The sequence below is a fragment of the Nitrincola sp. genome, from assembly GCF_048264025.1.
In the GTDB taxonomy this organism is placed as follows: Bacteria; Pseudomonadota; Gammaproteobacteria; order Pseudomonadales; family Balneatricaceae; genus Nitrincola.
The window spans coordinates 136,363-155,872 of the sequence record NZ_JBLXDN010000008.1 but is presented as its reverse complement, the minus strand read 5'-3'; the positions used below and the strand labels follow the sequence as shown (position 1 = coordinate 155,872).

Below are 19,510 nucleotides of genomic sequence, written 5' to 3'. Positions count from 1 at the left end.
ATAGGTCGGATATAAGCGTGCAACACATCTGCTCGAGTCAAAAATAGCTTGCAACACGGGCGGGTCCATATAAGCCCACTCTGTGAGCGATATTTAAATCGTCCGGGGACCGGGCTCCTACAGGGTCTCATAAAATTGTAGTAGCCCAGTCTCTGGGCGATAATGTGATGTGGCGAAAAATCGCTCGGAGACCGAGCTCCTACAATACCTTTTCCCTTCTTGAATCCCCTTTGAACACATCTGGCACATAACTTGCTTTATATCCTGTAGTCCCGATAAAAGCGGCAAGCGTCGACCGCCGCATAGAGGAGAGGTAATGGATAAAGTATTGTATGTGGCCATGACGGGTGCGCGCGAAAATATGAATGCGCAGCAGATCCGGGCTAACAATCTAGCTAATGTCACCACCACCGGCTTTAAGCAGGACTTTGAGCAGGCGCGCTCCATGCGGGTAATGGGCGATGGCTATGCCTCGCGGGTGTATTCAATGGCTGAGTCGCCGGGTACCAATCGTGAATCCGGCACGCTGCAGCAAACCGGCCGGGATCTGGACATCGCTGTGATAGGTGGAGCCTGGCTTGCAGTGCAGGCACCGGATGGCACGGAAGGTTATACCCGTGCGGGCGAGCTGCAAATCAATGCCGCGAATCAGTTGGTGACTGGCAGTGGTTTGCCGGTTATGGGGGTGGGGGGCGCTCCCATTGTTATTCCACCAGCCGAAAAAATTGAAATTGCTAATGATGGCGCTATCAGTATTCGGCCGATCGGTGACGATGCCGTAGGGTTAGCGCTGGTAGATGCTATTAAAGTGGTTGATCTGGACCCTGCTACCTCCTTTAAAGGTACCGAAGGGTTAATGCGCACCAATGACCAGCAGCCTTTGCCGCCGGCCTTGAATCCGCAGATACGTTCGGGATACCTGGAAAGCAGCAATGTGAATGCGGTTGAAGAGTTAACAGCGGTTATCACCTTGTCACGCCAATATGAAATTCAGGTGAAGATGATGAAAACTGCCGAAGAGAATTCCAGTGCTGCAGCCCGTGTGCTGCAGATGAGCTGATAACAGGAGAATAAAATCATGCATGGTGCATTACATGTCGCAAAAACTGGCCTCAGCGCACAGGATACTAATTTACGGGTAATCTCCAATAACCTGGCTAACGTCAGTACGGTGGGGTTCAAGAAAGATCGCGCTGTATTTGAAGATCTGCTTTATCAAATCCGGCGTCAGCCTGGTGCGCAAAATGCCGACGATGCAGTGCTGCCATCCGGTCTACAGTTAGGTCATGGTGTGCGTACCGTCAGTACACAGAAAATGTTCGACACCGGCGATCTGCAGATTACTGATCGTACCTTCGATATCGCGATTAATGGCCGTGGTTTTTTTCAGGTGTTACAGCCCAATGGCGATGTGGCTTATACCCGTAACGGGCAGTTCCACCTCAATGGTGATGGGCAGATCGTAACGGCTGAAGGTTATCAGCTTGACCCGGAGATAGCTCTACCAGGAGAGGTGGTGAACTTCAGTGTTGGGGTTGATGGCACAGTTTCTGCGGTGCTAGCCGGCGATCCCAATCCACAGGTGTTGGGTCAGATTGAACTGGCAGACTTCGTCAATCCTGAAGGGTTGCAGGCTGTAGGTCAGAATCTGTTTATTGAAACCGCCGCCAGTGGTCCGGCAAATATATTGAATCCGGGTGAGGAAGGGGCCGGTATCCTCAAGCAGGGGATGCTGGAGGGCTCTAACGTGAATGCGGTGGAGGAATTGGTGAATATGATCACCACTCAGCGTGCCTATGAAATCAATTCCAAAGTGATATCAACGGCCGATCAGATGCTGTCATTTGCTACACAGCAGCTTTAATGAGTCGGGTTTAAGTAAGAGGTTAGGGTGATGATGCATTTAATAAAACTTTCCCTGGTAACCGCGGGCTTGTTAGTTCTATCTGGCTGCGTGAATAAAGCGCCGAAGCCTGATAATCCCTATTATGCGCCGGTGCAAATGCCTAGCTTCGAAACGCCCAAACCGATTAATGGCGCCATTTATCATGCATCAACCAGTCGCGACATATACAGTGATGGCCGTGCACATAGGGTAGGCGATATTATTACTATCAACCTGTCTGAAACCACACAGTCGTCTAAAAAATCCAGCACCAGCATCGACAAAAGTACGGATGTAAGCTTATCGACCCCTAATATCCTGGGACAACCTCTAACCATTGGCGGACGTGAGTTGTCAGCAGGCATCAGTGGAGAAACCGGGTTTGAAGGTGATTCCAGCTCCAATATGAGTAATCAATTGAGTGGTAATATTACTGTCACCGTGCAGGAAATTTATCCTAACGGAGTGATGCTGGTGCGTGGAGAGAAATGGCTGACCTTGAATCAGGGTGATGAGTACATTCGAATCAGCGGTTTGGTACGGCCTCAAGATATTACGGCTGATAATTCGCTCGATTCAACTCGCCTGGCGGATGCCCGTATTACCTACAGTGGCACGGGAGCTACGGCTGATGCCAATGTTATGGGCTGGCTGGGCCGTTTCTTTATCAGCGCACTAATGCCTTTTTAAGAGGATCAGATTATGAAGAAAATCATCCTGCTGGCGATCATCCTGTTATTCAGCACTGAATCCGTGCTGGCGAATATGAATACCTCGCGTCTGAAAGACCTGGTCAATGTGTCTGGAGTAAGAAATAACCAGCTAGTGGGTTATGGTCTGGTTGTGGGGTTGGATGGCACAGGTGACAGTCGCGCCAATTTTACCTCGCAGACGTTTCGTAACCTGCTGAATAATATGGGCGTCGTTATGCCAGCGAACGTTAACCCGCAGTCCAAGAATATTGCGGCCGTAGCCATTCATGCCGATCTGCCTCCCTTTGCTAAGCCGGGTCAGACAATCGATATTACTGTATCCACCATCGGTGATGCAGGCAGTCTGCGCGGCGGTTCATTATTAATGGCGCCGATGAAAGGTGCCGATGGTCAGATCTATGCCATGGCACAGGGAAGTCTTATCGTAGCCGGTTTTGGTGCCGAAGGTCGTGACGGTTCACGTATTTCGGTGAATGTGCCCAGTGTCGGGCGTATTCCCAATGGCGCTACAGTAGAGCGCGAGGTGGTGAGTGGTTTTAATCAGGGTGATAGTCTTACATTGAACCTGAAAACGCCCGATTTCACCACCGCGCGTACCATCTCTGATCAGATTAATGGCCTGCTTGGCCCACAAGTGGCTGCCGCCATGGATTCAACCTCTATCCGTGTGCGTGCACCGCGTGACCCGTCGCAACGGGTGACTTTTTTGTCTGTATTGGAAAACCTGCAAATCCAGACAGCGGAAGAAACCGCCAAAGTGATTATTAACTCCCGTACCGGCACCATCGTTATAGGTCAGCATGTGCGTGTATCGCCCGTGGCGATTACCCACGGTGGCTTGACTGTGTCGATTACAGAAGAGTTTGATGTTGACCAGCCAAATGCGTTGGCCGGTGGTCGTACAGTGGTAACACCGCGCACTGGCATCGAAATCGATGAAGGCTCTGGACGTATGTTTGAGTTTGCACCCGGTGCCTCCTTGCAGGATATTGTCGAAGCAGTGAATAATGTCGGTGCAGCCCCCGGTGATTTAATGGCCATACTGGAAGCTCTGAAGCAGGCCGGTGCGCTAAGAGCCGAGTTAGTGGTGATCTGACATGGTTAACAGTAAGTCCGCCGTGGCGACACAAAATCCGCAGTTTTACACTGAACTGAATCAGCTCAGTGAGTTGCGTCGCCGTGCAGGTCAGGATGAAGAGGGCGCATTACGAGAGGTTGCGCAGCAGTTCGAGCAGATTTTCATGAACATGATGCTGAAAAGCATGCGTGATGCCAATGCCTCCTTTGGCGAAGATAACCCCTTCAATAGTAACAACACCCGTTTCTTTCAGGATATGTATGATCAGCAGATGACGCTGGATCTGGCACAGAAAAGTACGCTGGGACTTGCTGATGTTATGGTGCGTCAGCTTAGTCAGCATTCTAATATTCCCTCAAATCAGGGTAGGGATGATCAGAACCGCCCACTGAGCGAAGCCGAGATGCTGCTGAACCGTGCCATGAATACTACCGCCGGTATGGCGGCTTCGGCCGTGCTGGGTCAAGCACCTACTTCAGGGCAAGGAGCAGCTGGCGAACAAAATACTGATGCTGATGATTCCAGCCGGATGAATAGTGCGCAGTCTGATAAAGATCGCACAGGAAACGCCAATACCCCCGAAAACCTGCCAGCACGTTTTGACTCACCGCGCGAATTTGTAGATGCCTTACTGCCCCTGGCTGAAGAGATGGCCGCCGAGTTGGGGGTTGATCCTAAGGTGCTTCTGGCACAGGCTGCACTGGAAACCGGCTGGGGGCGCTTTGTTATCGACGGAAGCAATAATCTGTTTAATATTAAAGCGGATAGCCGTTGGAGTGGAGAGCGTGTCACGGTTTCTACGCTGGAGTACCGCGATGGCGTGGCTGCAAAAGAGATGGCAGCCTTTCGTTCCTATGACTCTTATGCAGATAGCTTCCGCGATTATGTCAGTTTCCTGCGCACTAACCCACGTTATCAGCAGGCATTGGAAAATACCGCTAACCCTGCGGTTTACCTGCGGGAGTTACAAGCGGCAGGTTATGCAACTGATCCTGCTTATGCGCAGAAAATTGAACAGATTTTTAGTGGAAATATTCTCGCGCAAGCGGGTCGAGATACTCAAGAAGGCTGAGTTTCAGCCGATATAGAATGCAGTAACGTGCTGTACCTTCTTACAGCAGGGAGTTATATATGTCATCGCTTTTATCGCTAGGTGTTCAAGGCGTCCGTGCCAGCCAAGCTGGCTTGAATGTCACGGGTAATAACATAACCAATGTTAATACGCCGGGCTATACGCGTCAGATACCACAGTTTCAGAGCCTTGAAGGTGGTGGCGTCAAACAGGAAAACTCACAGCGTGTCGTAAACCAGTTTATTAATGCCAGAGTCTGGGCAGACAGTTCACGATTCGAGGCTGCAAAAGCATTTGAAGGGTTAGCAAATCAGCTTGATAATACTTTAGCCAGTGAAAGCAGCAGCTTGGCTATTAAACTGGATGATTACTTTGGCGCGCTGCAGGCCGCTAACGATGATCCAACGTCTATCACCAGTCGTGAATTGTTGGTGGCCGAGAGTGAAGCGACTGTTCGGAGATTTCAAGACCTTTATGGTCGCATTGAAGAGCAGAATCAGACCGTTAATACGCGTATCCGTGAGTTGACCGAGGAGATCAATACGCAGGCCAAAAATATCGCGGCATTGAACGATCGTATCCGTATTGCGCAAGCTGGTGGAAAAGAATCCTTTGAGTTGTTGGACCAGCGCGATCAAGCCATCAAAGATTTATCTGAATTAATTGATATTCAGGTGATTGATCAGCCAACAGGTGAAAGCACAATTTTTACTGCTAACGGACAACCGTTGGTGGTAGGTCAGTCGGCTAATACGCTGGTCGCAACACCGGGAACCTTGGATAACTCTCAGTTGCAAGTCAGTATGTTGATCGCCGGTCGTGAAAATAATATTACCAACAATATCAGTGGCGGAGAGCTCGGTGGCATTCTGGAGTATCGCAAAGAGGTGTTAAATGAAAGCCTGGATGAGTTAGGCCGACTTGCACTGGTGTTTGCCGACAGTATGAATAGCCAGCACTCTCTTGGTATGGATATGGATGGCAACATGGGGCAGAAACTGTTCCGTGATATCAATGATTCGGTGCTCATGAATTCTCGTTTCCAGTCTGAGTTTACCCAGGGCAGTGTGCGCATCACTGACACCAGCCTGCTTCAGGCATCCGATTATGATCTGGTGTTCACCTCTGAGACGGACTTTAGATTGACACGCCTGTCTGATGGCAAAACCTGGACTCAGAATGCTTTTGATATACAGGCTTCCGGTAGTGATGTGGATGGCGAAATGCAGTTCTGGTTCGATCCGGCGGCTGGTGATCTAGTGTTGCAAGTAGATGGTATGCGCATCAATGCCGACAAAAATAGCCCCTTTGCTATTAATGAACGTTTTTTGATGCAGCCAACACGCACGGCAGCAGATGATATACGTGTCGATATTGGCAGTGGCCGTCAGTTGGCTTTGGCCTCTCCTGTCAGTATTGCAGAGAATCCCAGTAATGGCGGAACAGGTAGCGTGCTAGTGCAGGTTTCTGAAGTTGTTCCTGCCGAAACTAATCCGATGGATGCTTTGCAGCACCTCTTACCTGATAGTGAACATTCTATTGAACTGATCAAAACAGCAACTGGCTATGATGTGAATCTATTGGATGCCAGTGGTACACCTGTCGCTATTCCAGCTCTGGATATTACTGCTGATCCAGCAAACCCCAATCAGTTGATTATCCGCAACAGTGATGCAACCTTGTCTGGAGAAATTCGTGTCGATGTCAGTGGTGCACCGCTGGATGGTGATAGCTTTACTATTAATTACAACTTTGAAGTTGACGGTGTCACTGGTGATATTTCCAATATAGGGGTGTCAGATAACCGCAACGGTATTTTACTGGCCGATCTTACCAAGCAAAAAACATCTCTGGATGGCACTTATCAGGAAACATACAGCCGTATAGTAGAGCGTGTGGGTATAACCACAAAAGTTGCGCAAATGGATTCAGCCGCCTCTCAGGCTGTGCTGCAGAATTCTGTTAATCAACGCGAGGAGATCAGTGGCGTTAATCTGGATGAAGAGGCTGTAAAACTGATCCAGTTTCAGCAAGCCTATCTGGGTGCCGCACAGCTAATCACAGCATCTCAGAGAACATTTGAAGCACTGATCAATGCCGTTTAAGGGAGACAGATCATGAGACTTTCAACACAACAGTTTTTCATGCAAAACCTGAGTAATGTACAGCAAAGTAATGCTCAGATTTTTAAGTATCAGCAACAGATGTCAACCGGTAAAAAGCTTTCAAAGCCTTCAGATGATCCTTTGGCGGCAACGCAGATCAATAAGTTCGAGCGTGCTATTGCAAGGAATGAGGTGTTTTCACGTAATGTAGACGTCTCCGAGCGGCGCTTAAAGCAGGAAGAGTCGACACTAACATTAATTACTGAAACGACATTGCGCATTAAGGATTTGGCAATACAGGCGAACAATGGAAGCTTGACTCCAGCAGATCAACGTATTATTGCCGAAGAGCTGAAGCAGTTAACCGGCCAGCTTTCCGGGGCAGTCAATACACAAGATGCACAGGGCGAATACCTGTTTTCCGGATTTAAAGGTCAAACACAACCCTATCAGCTTAATGCAAGTGGTGATTATGTTTACCGGGGTGACAGTGGTCAGCGTTTCTTGGATGTAGGTGAGAATACCAGCATTGCTGCTACTGATCCAGGTGGTAGCATTTTTGGTACCGGAGAAGATAATTTACTCAATGCTGTCAAAGAGATGGCTGCAATCCTTGATGACCCCAACTCTGATATGGATGCGTTCAATAATGAGGTGGCCAAGGTCGACCAATTCTTTGAGCAAACAATTACAACTCGGTCGCAGATTGGGGCGCGTTTAAAAGTATTGGAGGATCAGCGAGAACAGCTTGCTGACATTAAGCTTTTTACACAGAATACCTTATCCAGCTTCCAGGACACGGATTACTATGAAGCGACAAGTAAGTTGATGCTGGAACAGAATGCGCTGGAAGCAACCTACGCGACCTTTGGTAAAATACAGCAGTTGACATTGTTTAACTATGTTAACTGAGGCGACAGGCAATGAACGACGAAGATTTACAGCGATTAACTAGCATCCTGTTAGAGCAGCTGAAAGCGCTGGCTGAACAACGTATTGATGATATGCAGCTGCTGGAAGCAGAGAAAACAGAGCTGCTTCAAACCTTGAAAGATGTTCAAGTACTGAGTGTACCTCAGCGTGGGCAGTTGGAGACTATCCTCACCCAGCAGCGTTATCTGGAAAGCTTGTGTGTCGAAATTCGTGATGAACTCGGTGACCGCCTGAAAGCCCAGCTACAAAAAAATAAAGCCGTTAAAGCCTATGAGCAAGGCGGTTTTTAATAGGTGTGTATTTGTTTAAGCAGGCAGAATGCTACAAGTTTTGCTAAAGTTATAGTTAAACTTGCCGATACTTGTGGCTAGAGTCTAACAATAATTCATGCCGGAGCTGGACAACAAGCCCCGTGTTAGAGGGAGTTTATCATGTCAATCGATACCAGTATTAATACCGGTGGCCTGGATCGTTCAGCCAATCAGAACCAGACTGCTGATATAGGGCTTCGCAACCAGCGTCAGGCGGGACAAATTGAAGCCCGTGCAGTTGAGTCTGTGCAGCAAGCTGCAGAACAGCGCCGCATGGATCCAGAGCGTGAAGCCCAGGCTGTTCAGGAAGCGGCTGATCAGATCGGCGAATTCTTGAATGTTATTAACAGCGATTTAAATATTTCAGTTGATCGGGATGTTAATCGAACTGTAGTTAAAGTCATTAATCGTAGTAGTGATGAAGTAATCCGGCAGATTCCATCAGAAGAGGTGTTGTCTCTGATGCGCCGTATGAGTGAAATCGCTAACCAAACATCAACCGGTAATGCATCCGGTATGTTGCTGTCGGATCAGGCATGAGCTGACAACACAAAATTTAATGGAGGTTTACAATGTCAGGTATTTCATTTACGGGTGTAGGATCGGGTATTGATACTAAAACCATTGTAAACGTTCTGGTATCCGCTGAAATTCAACCACAGCGTGATCAGCTTTCTACACGTAAAACGACATTAGACGCACAGTTATCAAGCTTTGGTCGTCTTAAAAGTGCGTTGAGCGAATTTCAGTCAGTACTTGATAATCTTAAGTCACCGGACAAATTCCAGGTGCGCTCCACTACGGTTGGCGACGAAAGCCGCTTTACCGCCACGTCCAAGTCAAATGCACAGCCTGGTGAGTATCAGGTATCTGTTGAGAACTTGGCAAAATCACAGCGTTTGATGACAGCGGATAATGCTTTTGCCAGCAGCAGTGCTGTGGTGGGCAGTGGAACACTGACGATCAGTACTGGCGGAGCCTATGATCCAGGTCTAGAAAATGGTTTTACAGTGGATATAGATCCATCTGCGGCGACGTTGGATGATATTCGTAAAGCCATTAATAATGCTGAAGGTAATGATAGTGTTACAGCCAGCATCGTCAATGTAGATGATGGGCTTGGTGGTACTCAGGCCCGCTTGATTCTCACGGCGAGAGAAACCGGAATCGCGAATGAACTAACCATAGCAGTTTCACCCGGTAGCGATCCAGGTTTGTCAGCATTGGCCTCCGGTAATCTTGAAGTTTCCAGAGCGGCGGAAGATGCCGTAGTTAGGGTTAATGGCTTGACTGCTACTCGGTCAACCAATGAGATCAGTGATGTAATTCAGGGTGTTACGTTAAATCTGAAGTCTGAAGAAGTGGGTGAAGAAGTCAGTCTGACTATTGGTACAGACAACACCGCCATTGAGAAAAATGTACAAAGTTTCGTTGATGCGTATAACAAGCTTCAAGGCGTGCTTAAAGATATTGCTGGTAAAGATACCAGTGGTCTTAGGGGCGACTCTACGGTGCGCATGTTAAGCTCACAAATGCGGTCCTTGACCTCATCAGAGGTCAGTGGCACGGATCCTGAATCAAGAATTCTGGCGCAGGTTGGCGTCAATATAGACAAAGATGGCAAAATGAGCCTGGATAAAGAAGTGCTAAATGAACGCCTGAATCAGGACTTCGACAGTGTGTCGACGCTGTTTAGCAGCGAAACAGGGATTGCTTCTCGCCTGAATGATTTCGTAAAACCTTATACGCAAGCGGGTGGATTATTAGACAATCGTACCGAAGGGGTTAACTCAAGGTTACGAAGCCTAGCTGACCGTGAAGAGCGATTGGATATACGAGAAGAGAACCTTTTTAACCGTTTGTCGCGTCAGTTTAATGCCATGGACAGCATGGTGGCACAGATCAATAGCAACGGCGCATTTTTGACGTCGCAGTTAAGTTCGCTGCAATACTAAATCTAACAGGGTTTAGTGCTGTAAGGAGGCTTTAGGGTCTCCTTTTTTATTAGAGGCATAGGGCAACGGTATCCTGTTGATGATATCGTCCCCATCACCAATATGAGAACAATGTAATGAACAAAGGCATCGGACAGTATAAGCAAATTGGCGTAGAAACAGCCTTGGTGAATGCAACGCCACATCGATTGATTCAGATGCTATACGAGGGCGCACTAACAAATCTTGCCAACGCTAAAGGCGCCATAACCAATAATCAGTTGGGTTTACTGTCGGAAAGCATCAAAAAAACATCCAATATACTAGTGGGCCTTGAAGAGGGGCTGGATCTGCAAAAAGGCGGCGACATAGCCGCAAACCTGCAGGCACTGTATCGCTACATGCAAACAGAACTGATAGCGGCGCAAGCCGCTCGCAGTGAACAGAAAATAGATGCCTTGATCAGTATTTTTGTTGACCTGAAATCAGGCTGGGATGCTATTGATCCTGGTAAACAAACAGCCGGTGAAGAAAGAACAGACGAAAGTTGAAAAAAATGCTCAAGCGATTACAAATGTGGCCGATAACTTAAATCACAAGAGACAATTTCTACGCAAATTAAAGCGTAACTGAGGAGATAAGACCATGTCTAATGTAGTCGCAACAAACCTGTTCTCATTGAACGCACAGCGTAACCTGGCAAATAACTCTATGGGCATGAATACTGCAATGGAGCGTCTGTCTTCCGGTTTGCGAGTCAATGGAGCCAAAGATGATGCTGCTGGCCTCGCTGTTGCAGAGCGTATGAATGCACAGGCCCGTGGTATGAACGTAGCCATCCGTAACGCAAGTGATGCAGTATCCATGGTACAAACTGCAGAAGGTGCTTTGCAGCAAGTAACCGACACACTGCAACGTATGCGTGAGCTTGCAGTACAGTCTGCCAACGGTACTTATGATGATGAAGACCGTGAACTGATTGAAACTGAGTTTGCATCTCTGCAAGAAGAGTTAACTCGTATTGCCGATGTGACCCAGTTTAATGGTCAGAAAATTCTGGATGGTAGTACATCCACTGTTACCTTCCAGGTAGGTGCTAATACGGCTGCTGGTATAGATACCATTGACGTTGAGTTTACTGATGTCAAAACAACTGTGTCAGGTATGGGTAATATCAGTACCGCCGCTGGAGCAAATACAGCTATCGGCAATATTGATACAGCGCTTGATTCAATTGCTGAAGCAAGATCTACTTTCGGTGCGGCTCAAAACCGTTTTGAAGCTACCATTATCAACCTGCGTAATGCTGAAGAAAACCAGCAAGCCGCACGTAGCCGGATAATGGATGCCGACTTCGCTGCAGAAACCGCCGCTTTAACCAAAGCGCAAGTGTTGCAGCAGTCAGGTATCGCCATTCTGGCTCAAGCAAACCAGGCACCACAGGCTGTACTTGGGTTGCTACGTTAAGAAAGCTCAAACTAAAAAAGCCTTGGTTAATACCAAGGCTTTTTTTTACTCCAACTTTGGAAGCTCAAAAGATTGCTTGGCATCCATCGACGGGTTGTCTTTAAAGCGTGCATACAGCATTTTTAAGGCAAGTTCATAATAAGCTGTGGGTTTGTGGTTGCTAACTTGGTTTTGCTTGTTAAGGGTGATTTCTAAAGTATTTAAGCAAGTATCTCTAAAGTCTTTATCTTGAATGTAACGATTAGCAATAGCGATAAATGACGCATCATCCTGCGCGATCAATTGCTCTAACTTTGCATTGGTTAAATGCAGTGCTGAAATTTGGGATGCTTGACTAATACCACGGTAAGCAATAATCGGTGTACCTGACTCTAATGCCATTTTAGCCGAGCTGTGGTTCCCATAAGGGAAGGTATCAAGCAACAGATCGGCAAGATGTAGCCTTTGTCTATGTTCAGCAAAATCCACCTTATCCGCAAAAACAATTCTAGAAACAGATAGGTTGTTGGTTTTCGCTTCAGCTAATATGTTCTGTCGTCTGTGTTCGTCAGCGGCATAGATCCATAAAACAGTATCCTTATTTTGCTCAAGTAAACTGCACCAAAGTTTAAATATCTGCCTGGTGATTTTATGAGGTTCATTAAAAGAAGCAAGAATGAGTTTGTCTTCAGGTAGATTGAAATCAGCTTTAGTTACTTTTCCAAGAAATTCATTTTTTCTAAAAGGCGCATCTGTTATGTGTGGCTGAATGATCAATGACTCAGAATAATAGGGAAGTGTTTTTTCAGACAAATAGAATTTGTTGACAAGCATATAGTCATATATGTCAGGCGACCCTGAGGTGGAAGGATAGCCTGTGTGATGCATTTGAATAGGAGCTGGTCGATAGCTCATAATGTTACTGCGACTGGCTGATGTATATAGTGTTAGGTCAACTAGGATGTCAATTTCATGGCTTGTTATGAGTATGGCGGCATCACGATCACTCATTTTGCAAATGTCATGAAAATTTGAGCCGGCTTTTATGTTTTTGTAATAGTCAGAGCCATCGTCTGGTCTGTATGAAAAAACATAGGGTTCGAATATGTCTCTGTCAAGACTATTCAGTAAGGGTAGAAATATATGTGAAACAATATGCTCGCCAATATCGCCGGAAAGGTAACCTACTCGAATTTTTTGATGATTTTTATACGGCTTGAATCGTTCAGTTAAGGTTATATCTTTAGCTGGCATTATAGAGAGTGATGTTAAAGCAGCTATCTGTGCATGCTTTTTAAAATCATCAGTCATGGAAAGTATAAAAAAGGCTGCAATAATTGTATCTAGGCTATTCACCTTGTCAATTATAGAAAGAACAGGGTCGAGCTCTGAATCCACGTAATCCCACTCATTTAAAAAGCAAGCACATAGTAAATTGTAAAAGCGTTTTTGTGTGTCTTGTTTATATGTTGGGTGGAGAGTGAATAGTTTTTTGAAGCTTTTATGTGCTGCTTGAAATTGTTTGGCATCAAAGCTAAGTAATGATAAGTTGAGAAGGGTTTCAGGATTTTTGCTATCTAGCTCAAATGATTTTGAAAGTAATTTAAAGGCGCTTTCATAGTCACGGGTTAGTTGGGATTTTTTTGCTTTTATATTGATGATACTAGGGTCTGAGTTGCTTTTCGGAATATGTGCTTCGATAATGTTGTCGAATAAGTAAAATTTATTGATTTTGTTTGAGCATAATAGAAGGTAGTCAAGTGTAAACACTCTGGTGTTGAGTGTGCATGCCTCTACAGCCGCCGTATATGCATTAAGTGGTTCATCAGCCTGCAGAAGTGTTCTTGAAAGAAGTGCCCAGAATCTGAATTCGGTAGGAATGATTTCAATTGCACATAACAGGTTGTTAAGCGCATTGTTTGTGTCTTTGTTTAATAAAGAGTGAAATGCAAATGCATAGTGATAGTATGCGAGCTCACCTACATCAATACTCTTAGGCTTCTGCTGTATCAAAGCGTTTAGAATATCTAATTTGTCTGTGGTTAAGCATTTGTTTGCATAAATATTATTGCTTGCATAAGGGGACTTAAGGTTGACTATTCCGGGGTGTCTTTTGGTCTTTTTTAAAGCTTCAGTGATTTTGTTATCAGCTGCTTTTTTAGCACCAATTTTTCTTAATGTAATGACTGTAAAAGCCCATGCTGCTGTATTTGCGGGGTCTATTTTCAATGAGACTTCAAAAGCCGAAAGCGCTTCTTTTAGTTTGTTATATCGTAATAAGTATTTACCAAAGGCAAGTGATGTTTCTATCTTTATATTATCTTTGTTGCTTATTTTTATTACTTCAAAGGGGATGCTATTAAATTGACTGTTTTCATAAAGATCGATAATCTTTGGTATTGATATGTCTTTAGGGCTTTTCTGATATATATTTATCGTTTGCTCTAGTATCTTGCTATAGTCATCGTTATTTTCTGTACTGTGCTTGTGCATCAGTGTACTCCATTTTTTACTTATGCAGTTCGATTCTTTCTTAACTGTACATTAGGAAGGTTGGTGATTTTTTACCAACATTTATTATTAGTAGATAGATGATGCATTACTAGATTAACATTTGGGATAAGTGTGAGTCTAGTTCGCTGAAATCTTTTAGACCTAACGACTTTAGAAATTCAAACTCATAACCGAACGTTTCGATATAAAAACCATACGGAAGACAGCTGCTTTGGGGTAGTGGTTCTATATTGGTTTTGAGTAAGGCTGATAACTCTTCAATAGTTGCAGGTTCATATGTTGCTCCCTGTCCTTTGTAGGGGCTATTCCCAAGTAAGATAGAGGGTCTACCTAAATATGTTGCTTCAATTCCAGTGGTCGAAAGAAAACTAACGACCTTATCAGCCATGCTCATTAGGTTGTAAGAGCTGATCTCTGAGTGTGATGGGATTGTTATTACATTTTTACCGCTGAAGCCATTCCAAAAATCACGATCAGCAACTGACTTTTCTTCATAATGTGGATGGACTCGTAATATTAGATCATATTCATCTTGCTGTTCAGCCCAGTTTGCCATAAATGCAACAGCATCTCTTTGATTCTTGAAAATATGGCTCACACTGATTTCTGGGTGTAGTGAAGCGAATTCATCTTCGCTGGATATGAAAAATGCTATAAATTTTTTCTCAAAATTAATCCTGGAATCTGTAAATTTTTGTGCATATTTATTTTTGGTATGTTTTTCAAAAAAGTCATGAGCAATGCTTTCTTTTTGCGTCTTATTTAAGTCTGACGAGTTCCAAAGCTCTAGTATACTTTGCCTGTATTGGATGAAATCATGTATTCTGTGCGGGAGTATGCATAGTTTTTTTCTATAGTTGAATCTTTCATAATACAGGGTGGTGTTTTTTGGAGTTATTGTAGATATTGGAAATGTGTTGTAATGTCTGCCATTATATATATAGTAATGAGTGTATTTTTTATTTGTTGTATTAAAGTTTTTGAAGGATAGGTAAGTGAAAAGTGAATATTTTATATAAGCAGTGATTTCATATCTGTGTTCATTTATATCTGGGTTGATGCATCTTGTTTTGGATATTAGGTTTGATAGTATTGGTACTCCCAAGTTGTAATGTTTATAGGTTAGTGAACTTAGATCTTTGCAGCTATTAATTTCTTTTGATTTTTCTGTAGAAAAAGATATGACTTCATTTTGTTGTGGTTTTGATAGTGAGCTTATGCCAGCATAGATGCTTATTTTTTCTTTGCTTATGCCTATCTCTTCTGTTATTAGTTTGGTTATTTTGGTTAGATTGTGCTTGTGAGCATCGCCGATGATTAAACAAGCTGAGTTATTGCCAGGGTTTTCGTTTTCAAGCCTATATAGAACTTCAAGAAATGTTCCATATATAAATGGTTGATTTAGATCGGTACAGATTATCAAGTTTTCAATTTTTGATGGCAAGGCAAAACCCTTTTGTCGGCTTTAAGTGTTGGGGTTGTTTTTGAGTGGAGAATGCTGATTTTCAATGTATGCTTTTATTGATTTCAGCGTATGATCTATATTTTTTGTTGGCTTCCACTCAATGATTTTTTCTGCTAGAGATATGTCCATCCCAAAACTTTTTTGCTCTTCTGATTTTTTGGTATGAATTAAATTATTGTCATGTGCATGTGAGAAAGTTGCTTGTAAGCACTTTTTGGCTAATTCATCTACTCTTATGGGGTTTCCTGATCCAATATTTAAAACTTTTGGCCATTGTTCAAAGGAAGATTTTAATAGTTTAATTACAGCTTCGGCTGCATCTTCTATGTCTACTAGATCTAATTTTTGTTGTCCACCTAAAACGGTTATATTTGATCCTTCCATTAGTTTGTGAATCATTAAGTGCGGCAGCTCTGCTTTCCGCATTATAGGACTCGCTCCAATGATTTGTGAAAATCGCAGAGAGGTTCCAAATGTTTGTTTGTTAAATTCTGACAAAGAGTTTGTCATCAGCTCACTTGCCCACTTTGATTGGGCATAGGTTGTTTCAGGGGATGCAGGCATATACTCTGCCCAGGGCTTTGTGTAATTGGTCCCATATACGGCCTGAGTTGAAGCATTGATAAAGCCCGTAACTTGGAACTTTATTGCCATATTTATAATCTTCTGGGTGAAGCTTAACGATTCTGCAATTTGCTCATTTGTATTTCCCGGTCTTGCAGATGCTAAGTGACAGATTACATCAATGCTACCTAAATTTAGTTGACCATTATCTAGCGTAGAAATATCCATTACTGAAATATTTGAAGGCAGTGGTGGTTCTATTTTTTTACTAAATCTTGACGGATCTCGTACCAAAGCAATAATTTCTGAAACATTTTCTGTTTTAATCAGTTTTTTTAATACAGCACGTCCCAGATAACTATTGGCACCTGTAACCAATACTGTCAGTCCATTTGTATTTTTGACATGAGTACTTGTTTGTTCCAGGGCATTTTTTATGAATTTGTTTGTCTTTGCATTTATGGTTCTATTTTGTACTTGTCTTAATCCAATCTTTTCAATTTTGCTGGGTAGTTTGCTTTGTTTATCTAACATATCTAGTATGATGGCTTCAACTTCATTGAAACCCATAAGGGCTCTAAGCCCGGTTATTCCCGTGAATCTGGCATTTATTTCAAATATTTTTAGACCGTCTTCAGTTATTCTTCCTTGAAAATTTATTGGCCCATATAGCCCTTTTTTAATTAATACAGGAATTATTATATCAATATTATGCCAAACATCAGGTGAGTTTATTGGGATTATCTCAATAGGTACCCCATTTTGAAGTTTATTGTAACTGCAAAATCTACCAAGCTCATTTCCACCTTTTCCAATAATAACCTGTAAAGACAGTTCACTCACTTGATAAATTTGTCTTTTTTCAAGAGCATTTTCGAAGGCTTGGTAATTGATATCTGATTTAAGTGGCTTAGCTATTTCCTGAATAACATGGCTTTCATTAACTTTGTATAAGTCATCTATACTGTTAATTATAAAAATTCCTCTTGATGCACATCCGGAATTCGGTTTGGCAATCAGTGGGAAGGGTAGATTATGATGCTCTCTGTTAATAATTTCTGATGCTTGGTAGCTTTTTACAAATGTATTGCTGTATTTGTTGAGCTCATTTGACATTGATTCCTTGTTTCTACAATATCCGATGATTTCGCTTGAGCTTACAGGTATTGTTGTTCCAATTTCTCGAAATCTTTTCTTGTTTTCTGATAGAAGTAAAAGCTCATCATCTAAGCCCGGAAACAGAATTTCTATTTCATCGCGATGGCAAGCATGTATTAAGCTTTCTATATATTCTTTTTGATAAATATTAGGGAGCTCTTTTTGGTCGTCACAATCAAATGCTCCATAAGCATAGGGATTATTTCCGTATCCGGTAATATGCATAGGAAGGCCAGATAGACGGCAGGAGTCAACGATGGATTGTCCAACACCACTCCCAATGCTTGTTATTCCTATACGAATTTTTTTCATTTTACTCTTTGCTTTTGGCTTTTTGATTTATTGGTGTTCAGTGAGCTAGACAGCGTTAAAGTATTTTTCTATAAATATTTGAGTCTTTATTATCAATAATGGTTTCTGTCTTGGTGCTGTCGCGTAACAACCTTGCAATGCTTGCTATATGTAGGTCTTCAAGCATGGCATAGGTTGGCAGGCAAAGAATACGACTGGAAATATCTCTTGAAACCGGGCACTTTTGTTTACGCTTAGTCAGTAGCCGCAAGGTATCAAGACTAGGGTTGAAATAACGGCGAGCCTGGTAGCCATTCTCTTGCAGCAATGTTTTAGCGTCTAGACAGACCTCTTCGTTTTCGAAGAGCACTGGCGCATAAGCGTAGTTGGCGGTGATATTTGGATGTTGTTGCTGAAAGGTCACAGAAACTGAATTAGAGCCAGATTTCAACAAATGCTCATAGGTTTTGTAAACACGTGCTTTACCGGCCAGGTTCTGTTCAATTTCATCCAGGACACTGAGACCCATGGCCGCCTGAAATTCTGTCATTTTTGCATTGACGCCCAAGGCTTCAATTTGTTCAGGACCTGTGATACCAAAATTGATTAGTTTGCGTGCTTTCTTCAGGTCTCGTTTGCGTTTGAATATAATGGCGCCACCCTCAACACTATGAAATAGTTTGGTGGCATGGAAGCTGAGTGTGGAGGCGTCACCCTGGCAAAGCAGGCTTTGCTCTCCAAGTTTCACATTAAATGCATGTGAGGCGTCATAGATAACTTTAAGCTTGTTTCGCTTGGCGATCTGGTTGATAGAGTCAACATCGCAACTATTGCCGAATACATGTACTGGTACGATGGCGCGGGTACGGTTTGAAATCAGAGGCTTGATATTATCCGGATCTATGCACCAAGTATGAGGGTCAATATCGGCAAATACAGGTTCAATGCCTTCCCACTTTATCGCGCTGGCTGTAGCGATATAGGTAAAGGGGGTTGTGATTGCTTCGGGTGCGCGCCTCCCGATAGGTTGGTTAATACCGAGGGTACGAAAGGCAATTTGTAGTGCAAGCGTGCCGTTTCCAACAAGTAGTAGGTTTTCGACACCTAAGTAGGCTTCTAACCGTGTGGTAAGCTCTTGCACCAAGGGCCCGTTGTTGGTTAGCCAACAACGCTCATAAATGCCATCAATATATTTATCAAGTGTGCTTCTAGCTGGAAGGTAAGGCTGAGTAACCGGAATCATGAAGTGTAAACTCCTAAACTGCATGCGGGCACGCTACCGCCCGGAGGTGTGCATATCCTCAACAGCAAGTCGCGTTTAATTTTATTGTCATCCTATGTGATATCGGCTGATATGTGGAGAGTTTTAGTTGATGAGGTTATTATTTTACCCAGTCACTTATAAGGGTTGATGAATTTTTGATCGGGGTTCAACCGAAACGGTTTGTATCCATGGGATAGGTCGGTTACTTCAATAGAAGGTCAAGTATTATGCAATTTCGTCAGATTCAACCGCAGGAAGCTCCCGCGCTTTTCGCATTGATTGAAACCAATCGAGATTATTTGCGCCAGTGGCTACCTTGGTTGGACGAACACCGTTCAGTTGAGGATACCGGCCGCTTTATTCGTAACATTACTCAGTTGTTTGAGCAGCAACAGGCTTTTCATGTTGGTTTGTACCGTGACGAAGAAATTATAGGAATGATGAGCATTCATTACTTAGACTGGCGCAATCGTAAAGCGGCACTGGGCTATTGGATCGGTGAGGCTTTTCAGGGTAAGGGGCGAGTCACTGAATCCTGCAAAACACTGATAAATTTCTGCTTTAATGATTTGAACCTTAATCGGCTGGAGATGCACTGTGCTGTCCACAATATAGCTAGCCGAAAAATACCCGAGCGATTAGGCTTTGAATTTGAAGGCGTGATACGTGAAGTTGAATGGCTTTATGATCACTGGGTTGATCATGCATTGTATGCGATTTTGCGTAAAGACTTACCTTAGCGTCTGCGGTTATGTGGCTATTATATGAAGCCATCAG

The 19,510-nt window shown here is 43.8% G+C and carries 17 protein-coding genes; 13 read left to right on the top strand and 4 right to left on the bottom strand.

Annotation, left to right across the window (positions count from 1 at the left end; genetic code table 11):
- Window positions 1-316 precede the first annotated feature (316 nt).
- The 12 genes from flgF (at window position 317) to ACN0R1_RS08515 (ending at window position 11,498) form a co-directional block, all read left to right on the top strand.
- Window positions 317-1,060 (top strand): flagellar basal-body rod protein FlgF, encoded by a 744-nt coding sequence (gene flgF / locus ACN0R1_RS08570; protein ID WP_417581883.1) that lies wholly within the window; start codon window positions 317-319, stop codon window positions 1,058-1,060.
- 18 nt (window positions 1,061-1,078) lie between these two features.
- Window positions 1,079-1,864, top strand: a complete 786-nt coding sequence (gene flgG / locus ACN0R1_RS08565) for a flagellar basal-body rod protein FlgG (RefSeq protein ID WP_417581881.1) — start codon at window positions 1,079-1,081, stop codon at window positions 1,862-1,864.
- A 30-nt stretch (window positions 1,865-1,894) separates the two neighbouring features.
- A complete protein-coding gene (gene flgH / locus ACN0R1_RS08560) occupies window positions 1,895-2,575 on the top strand; it encodes a flagellar basal body L-ring protein FlgH (RefSeq protein ID WP_417581879.1) in 681 nt (226 codons plus the stop codon).
- A gap of 12 nt (window positions 2,576-2,587) precedes the next feature.
- On the top strand, window positions 2,588-3,694 hold the full coding sequence (locus tag ACN0R1_RS08555; protein WP_417581877.1) for a flagellar basal body P-ring protein FlgI: 1,107 nt from the start codon (window positions 2,588-2,590) through the stop codon (window positions 3,692-3,694).
- A gap of 1 nt (window position 3,695) precedes the next feature.
- Window positions 3,696-4,748 (top strand): flagellar assembly peptidoglycan hydrolase FlgJ, encoded by a 1,053-nt coding sequence (gene flgJ, locus ACN0R1_RS08550; protein ID WP_417581875.1) that lies wholly within the window; start codon window positions 3,696-3,698, stop codon window positions 4,746-4,748.
- A gap of 59 nt (window positions 4,749-4,807) precedes the next feature.
- Window positions 4,808-6,853: a flagellar hook-associated protein FlgK gene (gene flgK / locus ACN0R1_RS08545; protein WP_417581873.1), complete on the top strand. Its 2,046-nt coding sequence runs from the start codon at window positions 4,808-4,810 to the stop codon at window positions 6,851-6,853.
- Between the two features lie 12 nt (window positions 6,854-6,865).
- Complete coding sequence (gene flgL, locus ACN0R1_RS08540; protein WP_417581871.1) at window positions 6,866-7,765, top strand: flagellar hook-associated protein FlgL; 900 nt, start codon at window positions 6,866-6,868, stop codon at window positions 7,763-7,765.
- Between the two features lie 11 nt (window positions 7,766-7,776).
- A complete protein-coding gene (locus tag ACN0R1_RS08535) occupies window positions 7,777-8,076 on the top strand; it encodes a hypothetical protein (RefSeq protein ID WP_417581869.1) in 300 nt (99 codons plus the stop codon).
- Between the two features lie 141 nt (window positions 8,077-8,217).
- Window positions 8,218-8,637, top strand: a complete 420-nt coding sequence (locus ACN0R1_RS08530; protein WP_417581867.1) for a flagellar protein FlaG — start codon at window positions 8,218-8,220, stop codon at window positions 8,635-8,637.
- A 32-nt stretch (window positions 8,638-8,669) separates the two neighbouring features.
- Window positions 8,670-10,052 (top strand): flagellar filament capping protein FliD, encoded by a 1,383-nt coding sequence (fliD, locus tag ACN0R1_RS08525; RefSeq protein WP_417581865.1) that lies wholly within the window; start codon window positions 8,670-8,672, stop codon window positions 10,050-10,052.
- Between the two features lie 116 nt (window positions 10,053-10,168).
- Window positions 10,169-10,582, top strand: a complete 414-nt coding sequence (gene fliS / locus ACN0R1_RS08520; protein WP_417581863.1) for a flagellar export chaperone FliS — start codon at window positions 10,169-10,171, stop codon at window positions 10,580-10,582.
- Window positions 10,583-10,676: 94 nt separating this feature from the next.
- On the top strand, window positions 10,677-11,498 hold the full coding sequence (locus tag ACN0R1_RS08515; protein WP_417581861.1) for a flagellin: 822 nt from the start codon (window positions 10,677-10,679) through the stop codon (window positions 11,496-11,498).
- 45 nt (window positions 11,499-11,543) lie between these two features.
- Here the strand turns inward: ACN0R1_RS08515 and ACN0R1_RS08510 are convergent, their stop codons facing one another.
- The 4 genes from ACN0R1_RS08510 to ACN0R1_RS08495 all read right to left on the bottom strand — a co-directional run bounded on the left by ACN0R1_RS08510 (window position 11,544) and on the right by ACN0R1_RS08495 (window position 18,712).
- Window positions 11,544-13,970, bottom strand: coding sequence for a tetratricopeptide repeat protein (locus ACN0R1_RS08510; protein ID WP_417581859.1), 2,427 nt, complete (start codon window positions 13,968-13,970; stop codon window positions 11,544-11,546).
- 109 nt (window positions 13,971-14,079) lie between these two features.
- Window positions 14,080-15,435 (bottom strand): hypothetical protein, encoded by a 1,356-nt coding sequence (locus tag ACN0R1_RS08505; RefSeq protein WP_417581857.1) that lies wholly within the window; start codon window positions 15,433-15,435, stop codon window positions 14,080-14,082.
- 21 nt (window positions 15,436-15,456) lie between these two features.
- Window positions 15,457-17,490 (bottom strand): NAD-dependent epimerase/dehydratase family protein, encoded by a 2,034-nt coding sequence (locus tag ACN0R1_RS08500; protein WP_417581855.1) that lies wholly within the window; start codon window positions 17,488-17,490, stop codon window positions 15,457-15,459.
- Window positions 17,491-17,545: 55 nt separating this feature from the next.
- A complete protein-coding gene (locus ACN0R1_RS08495) occupies window positions 17,546-18,712 on the bottom strand; it encodes a DegT/DnrJ/EryC1/StrS family aminotransferase (RefSeq protein ID WP_417581853.1) in 1,167 nt (388 codons plus the stop codon).
- A gap of 248 nt (window positions 18,713-18,960) precedes the next feature.
- On the opposite strand from ACN0R1_RS08495, the gene ACN0R1_RS08490 reads away from it, so the two are divergent.
- Window positions 18,961-19,473, top strand: coding sequence for a GNAT family N-acetyltransferase (locus ACN0R1_RS08490; protein ID WP_417581851.1), 513 nt, complete (start codon window positions 18,961-18,963; stop codon window positions 19,471-19,473).
- The last annotated feature ends 37 nt before the right edge of the window (window positions 19,474-19,510 follow it).